This is a genomic window from Nitrosopumilus sp. (assembly GCA_029862745.1).
Classification (GTDB): Archaea; Thermoproteota; Nitrososphaeria; order Nitrososphaerales; family Nitrosopumilaceae; genus Nitrosopumilus.
Genome location: JAOTWS010000001.1, coordinates 291,155 through 297,569, shown reverse-complemented (window position 1 = coordinate 297,569; position 6,415 = coordinate 291,155). Strand labels below are relative to the sequence as shown.

Sequence of the window (6,415 nt, the reverse complement as noted above, 5' to 3'; positions counted from 1 at the left end):
TCCAGATGAAAAACCATCTGAGACATACATTCCAGATGAAAAACCATCTGAGACATACATTCCAGATGAAAAACCATCTGAGACATACATTCCAGATGAAAAACCATCTGAGACATACATTCCAGATGAAAAACCATCTGAGACATACATTCCAGACGTACGACCTAATTCACACGGTCGTAATCGATATACATTTTAAACACTGTTGTACTGTTGTTTCTTAAATTGTAAACCCTTTTTCTTTAAGTATAATTTATGAGTCATAATTATTTGATTCGTCTATGATGATGTTTGTATTTTTATTTCATGGCTTTGAGATTTTCTTAAATGCATGTATAAGATGATATTCATTATTTGGATACATAACATATCTGAACCAAACATGATGAAATATTAGAAATAACAAAACAGTACGCTTGTATATATAATCAATTATGCAATAGAATTATGAACTTTTGAAAATAAGTGGTTGTTGTTGTTATTGTTGATTTGTTACTCTTATATGATGACACAAGAAATAAAAATTTCTAATACTTTTTGTCTTATTGATATTCTGGTATTTTCGAGGAAATATTTACTTTCATCAAACAATGAAAACGTGTTTTTAGTTAGTTTAATCATAGATGTCAGTAAACACACTCTGAATAAGTGCTGTGTTTCTCATTATTTTAGTTGGACCTTCTATGTCGATCCACACACTATTACCAATATCATAGCTAAGCATTGATCCTGAAGGTAGTTTTTGCATTATGTCAAATGATAAATTTATTTCTTTATCTGTAGATCTTTCTTGTATCTTTTTTATTATGTCTGTTTTAAACATGTAAATTCCTAATGCTTCTGGTTGCTGGAGATCTGAAATTGGTTTTTCTATAAATTGTAATATTTTGTTGTTACTGTCAATCTTGACAAAACCTGTCTCTTCAGGTTTTTTTCTCCTAGTTGCTATACATCCAATACAATCAGAACTTCTAAATTGACTTATCATACCATGTACATCTAAATTTGATAAATTGTCTGAAAACCACAAAATAAAATCATCTTCATTTTTAAGGTCTTCAGCACATTCTAACAATGCTCCTCCTGTTCCTCTTAACTTGTCTTTCCTGAATGTCAATTTGGTTCTGTATGACTTACCGTCAAAGAAATTTGGTACTTGCTCGCCCAACTTTGATTCGTCATAAATAATTACGATCTCATTAATTTCATTAAATTTATTCAAATAATTCACAATGTGTTCAAGTAATGGCTTTCCTTCTATTGGCATCATTGATTTTGGTACAAATACGCTGAGAGGCCAAGCTCTAGTTCCTTTTCCACCTGCATTAATTATTGCCTTCAATACCCTTGTGATTTTCTATGTTGGATTAAAAAGTTTTATGGCTATCTCGAAATTAAACCACGATAAATCAGAAATAATACATATTCTGTAACATTTGTAATCTAACCCATGTTCAATTTATTGAAATCGTGGTGAAAAGTAAATATGACATGTGATTGGTAGTACAATGTGTCTCAAAATCAGTCATATCCATCAATTAAAACACATTCAACTTTTAACATAACAACAGTGGGTATGCGACTTATGATAATCATGACTATAATATCAATTTTGGCTGCAATTGTACTATATGTTAATTCCACAGCATTATTACACGGTGGTACAATAATTGATTCTGTTTTTTCAATATTATTCATGTTTAGTGTTATTTTTTTTGGAGCTCATTCAATAGGATATTATTTGAACACTGTACGTAGTATAGAAAAATACCCTAGTACGATAGCAAATCATACGTACGTATATTCTAAAAGTAAGGTTGCTGTTTTAGTGCCAATGTATAATGAACCTCTTGATATGATTCGTATGAATTTAGGTGCAGTTGTTAATGCATCTAAAGATTTGGCAGTTGTTTACGTTCTTGATGACTCTACAAATCCTGAAATTTGCAAAGACATCAAAAATTTTTGTGAACAAATTGGAGTACAATATATTCACAGGGAGAATAGACGAGGCTACAAAGCAGGAGCAACTAATGATATTTTACCTGTACTAGAAGAGGAGTTTGTCTGTATATTGGATGCTGATCAAATGCCCGATCCAAATTTTTTAAGAGATGTGTTGCCCTTTTTACAAAATGATCCAAATCTTGCAATGGTACAAGTACCACAACAGTATACTAATCTAGATGCATCTATACTCAGTCAGGCATCTCAAGCTCAACAGATAATTTTTTACGATATTATTACTGAAGGAAAAAGTACACTTGGTTCATTGTTTAGCTGTGGAACAAACATCGTATATCGAAAAGAGGCTTTATTGAGTGTTGGTGGTTTTGATGAGAATTCAATAACTGAAGATCTAGCCACAACAGTTGAAATGCATATGAAGGGTTGGAAGACATTTTATTATAATAAAAAGTTGGTATATGGGCGCGCACCTACAGAACTTGCTGCATATTTTAACCAACAATGGAGATGGGCGTTTGGAACAATGCAATGCTCAAAGAAGATTTTCAGTAAGATATTAAAAAACAAGTCATTCAGCCTTGCATACAAATTCGATTATTTTCTTAGCACCAGCTGGTATTTGTCTGGTTGGGCATATCTCATACAAATGCTTTGTCCAATTGCATTTCTATTATTTAGCATACGTCCACTAAATCTTGATTTAACTACCTATCTACTGTTTTTACTTCCGTATAGCATATTTACATTGACTACTTTTTTGCTTACTTTTGTTAAAACAGGAAATTCTCTAAAATCTGTATTCTATAATATAAGTATGAATATCATATCGTTTCCAATAACTACTGGGGCTTCAATTCAAGCCCTTAGAAATAAAGCCAAACCATTTGTTACAGCTAGAACTGGAAGTAGTGTCCCATGGCGAAAATTATGGCCACAATTATTGCTAATATCTCTTCTCACCGTAAGTATTGTAAAAGGACTGTTATTTGATTCACTATCCTGGTTTATCATTGTAAATGTTATTGGTGCTGCATTTCATTTAGCTATGCTAATTCCAATCTTTAAGATTAATTCTGCCCCTAAGACCTCTTCACTTGATGCTAAAATTCTTAGTTTGAGAAAATAGATTCCAAATCAAACACGCTGTAGTTACAATTCCATGATTGGTACAAACCAACTAAATTAGAAATAATTATATTCTGTGATATATGTGAGCAAAATTTGATATGATTATATTTTCTTCATGTTGTTGATGTGTTTTGATATACACAATGAATCCATCAATTACAACTTGAAAAATATCTCTTAATCTGACAATTGCTTTTTGCAGCGTTACAAAATATGGAAAAATTCGAATCCCTGCATTTGGAAATTTTTAATACATTCTGATGATCTTGCTGTTATTCTATTCTATTCTATTCTATTTTGGTTAACTCTTAATGATCTCCAACTCTAACCCATTAAACATAACCTTAAATAATAAATTACTTTGAACGCAAGTTATGAAAAAAATAAGTGCAATGGCACAAGAGATGATCGATGTTTACCGATCTTGGCCAGAGCATGCTGAGGAATCTTTTAATTCCTCAGAAAAAATCGATATAAAATTTAATGATATTCTTGTCAGTGGCATGGGAGGATCAGGTATAATTGCAAATATCTTGTATGGTCTTACTGACCATGAAATCTTTGTGGCTAAGGGATACTTTCTTCCAAAAAAAATTGCAAAAGACACATTGGTTATCTGTAATAGTGCATCAGGTAATACTATAGAAACATTAACTCTGCTTAAAACGGCTCACGAAGCGGAATGTAAAATTATTGCATTTTCATCTGGCGGTAAAATTGAAAAATATTGTAAAACCAACAAAATTGCATTTAATAAATATAAAATGTTAAATTCTCCACGTTCGTCGCTTGTATTTTCGCTTTATAGTATTTTAGGATCATTGTCTGAATCACTTGGATTGCCAGAAAAACAGATAACTGAATCTATATCTAATCTTAAGAAGACAAGAGACATAATATTTTCTACCGATAAAGAAAATAATCCCTCTGCTAATTTGGCAAAATTCATGTCAAAAATCCCCATATGTTACTATTCACCATTGTTGTTACCTGCAGCTTTGAGATTTAAAAATGATTTTCAAGAGAATTGTAAGAAACATGCTATGATAGAGGAAATAGCTGAATCTTGTCATAATAGTATTAACGCCTGGGAGCGACCCTCAAACATTAGTCCAATTCTTTTCAGAAAAAATGATGATCATCTATTGATAAAAAAACAATTCAATGTAGTTAAAGAATACCTTGAATCAAAAAAAGTTCCATATTTTGAACTTTTTGCCCCAAAGGGAAATTTGCTTAATGCACTCATCGACTCGATATATCGTATGGGATATGCAACAATACTTCGTGCAATAAATGATGGTGTAGACCCAACTGACATACCCGCAATCCGTTTCATAAAAGCACGACTGTAAATTTATGACGTAAAAAATCTCCCATTTAATAATATTTGATTAATTTGTAGTCAAACAAGGAATCTACAAATTTAAAAATATCAATTTTAAATGATATGCTTTTTATCTTAATGTGCTGACTCTTGAAATTATTTTTTATTCTGATCATAAATATCATCTAAGTAATTAACGGCTCATCTGATTGATTTTTTATGGAAATGAATCAAAATTGGAAATAGTTATTCTGAATCATTGAATAATCAATAATGATAACAGGGTATAAATAAAAGTCATACAGGAATTAATTGTTGAAAATTACAGTTTCAGTTATCAAAGCAGATGTTGGTGGTGTTGGCGGGCATACAAAACCCAGTGATGGACTGCTTGAAGCAATCAAAAACACTGTAAAAAATTCAGCGGATTTACTAATTGATTATTACATAGGGTATTGTGGAGATGACACACATATTGTAATGACCCATACACATGGGGTAGATAATGAAAAAATTCATAAATTAGCTTGGGATGCTTTTATGGCAGGAACCCAAGTCGCAAAAAAAGAGGGATTGTATGGTGCAGGACAAGACCTACTAAGAGATTCCTTTTCAGGTAATGTAAAAGGAATGGGTCCTGGAGTCGCAGAGATGGAGTTTGAAGAAAGACCAAATGAAGCATTCACTGTTTTTGCTGCTGACAAAACAGAACCAGGCGCTTTTAATTATCCAATATATAGAATGTTTGTAGATGCATTAAGTAATACAGGATTAATTGTAAACAAAAGTCTTGCAAGTGGCGTAAAAATTAACATTATGGATGTTGAAAAAGCACAAATTGCAGAACTTGAATTGTGGCAAGACAAACCAACAATAGAAGCCGCACTAATGTATCCCGGAAGATATGTTGTAGATTCAGTTTTTACTAAAGATGGCGAACCTATACTTGATGCATCAACTGATAGATTACATAACATTGCAGGAACATATGTTGGGAAAGATGATCCAATATGCCTAGTTAGAACACAAAAGAATTTCCCGGCAACAGAAGAGGTTGGAAGTGTATTTAACAATCCACATTTTGTTGCAGGTAATACCAGAGGAAGTCACAACATGCCATTAATGCCTGTAAAACTAAACTCTGCAGCCACAATCAACTTTTGTATTCCAATTGTAGAGGCACTGGTTTTTAGTATGCATGATGGAAAACTTACAGGTCCATTTGACGGATTCTCAACTCCTGATTGGGATTACATTAGAGAGATTGCAACAAAGAAAGCAATGTCAATTAGAAGTCAAGGATTTATTCATCCAGCAACTTTGGTTCCGTCTGAATTAGAATACGCTGAAGGCTATAGAGCAAGAATGGACGTTTTAGAAACAAAGATGAAGCCAATGGAAGACACCAACACTGGTAAAAAGAAAGAAAATTACGACGATCCAGACTAGACTTTGACTATTTGAAATTATAAGAAATAGTTAAATTAAAATGAGTTTTACACTATTCATCTAATGAATGCATTTCAAAAGATATTTGATTGGAAAACATATATTTTCACAGCATTAGCAGTAATTTCATTTTCAAGTTTTGTAGCTATATTGTTTGGGCAGACTATCCCAGGAGTAATCCTTGCCTTTTTTAAAGTTGCAGGAGAATACGTGATTTTAGGATCAGTATTTCTTTTTGCATTAGCTTGGCTTCTCAAAGCAAAACCTCATAATCGCCCCAAAGAATACTTGATAGTGCCTTTTGATGTGTTTGGAAAAAAGGGTAAGATTGACGGTATTAGAACAGTATTCAAAACACATGATGTGGCATGGAGTTTTATGAAACAATACAAGGAAATGTATCCATTATACAACTTTGCATTGGTTTCAGATCTTCCAAAATCAGACAAGCCAACAATTTTCAGATATATCTAGTTCTAAGCTAGAATCTCTGATTAATATTTATGACAAAGAATTTTTTTATTATTGCATCTAAGAAATTAA

At 32.2% G+C, this 6,415-nt stretch carries 6 protein-coding genes; 5 read left to right on the top strand and 1 reads right to left on the bottom strand.

What is annotated here, in order from left to right; all coding sequences use genetic code 11:
• The coding region (locus tag OEM44_01850; protein ID MDH3515544.1) for a hypothetical protein at positions 1 to 199 on the top strand (199 nt) is incomplete at its 5' end.
• 414 nt (positions 200 to 613) lie between these two features.
• Here the strand turns inward: OEM44_01850 and OEM44_01845 are convergent.
• A complete protein-coding gene (locus OEM44_01845; protein MDH3515543.1) occupies positions 614 to 1,342 on the bottom strand; it encodes a nucleotidyltransferase family protein in 729 nt (242 codons plus the stop codon).
• Positions 1,343 to 1,510: 168 nt separating this feature from the next.
• On the opposite strand from OEM44_01845, the gene OEM44_01840 reads away from it, so the two are divergent.
• The 4 genes from OEM44_01840 to OEM44_01825 all read left to right on the top strand — a co-directional run bounded on the left by OEM44_01840 (position 1,511) and on the right by OEM44_01825 (position 6,346).
• Complete coding sequence (locus OEM44_01840; GenBank protein ID MDH3515542.1) at positions 1,511 to 3,094, top strand: glycosyltransferase; 1,584 nt, start codon at positions 1,511 to 1,513, stop codon at positions 3,092 to 3,094.
• 376 nt (positions 3,095 to 3,470) lie between these two features.
• Positions 3,471 to 4,451, top strand: a complete 981-nt coding sequence (locus tag OEM44_01835; GenBank protein MDH3515541.1) for a glucose-6-phosphate isomerase — start codon at positions 3,471 to 3,473, stop codon at positions 4,449 to 4,451.
• Between the two features lie 287 nt (positions 4,452 to 4,738).
• Positions 4,739 to 5,872 (top strand): fructose-1,6-bisphosphate aldolase/phosphatase, encoded by a 1,134-nt coding sequence (gene fbp / locus OEM44_01830; GenBank protein MDH3515540.1) that lies wholly within the window; start codon positions 4,739 to 4,741, stop codon positions 5,870 to 5,872.
• Between the two features lie 63 nt (positions 5,873 to 5,935).
• Positions 5,936 to 6,346: a hypothetical protein gene (locus OEM44_01825; GenBank protein ID MDH3515539.1), complete on the top strand. Its 411-nt coding sequence runs from the start codon at positions 5,936 to 5,938 to the stop codon at positions 6,344 to 6,346.
• The last annotated feature ends 69 nt before the right edge of the window (positions 6,347 to 6,415 follow it).

Excerpts from the sequence above, each read along its gene's own strand:
- OEM44_01835 (MDH3515541.1), top strand. The coding sequence starts at position 3,471 with ATGAAAAAAATAAGTGCAATGGCACAAGAGATGATCGATGTTTACCGA.
- OEM44_01825 (MDH3515539.1), top strand. The coding sequence starts at position 5,936 with ATGAATGCATTTCAAAAGATATTTGATTGGAAAACATATATTTTCACA.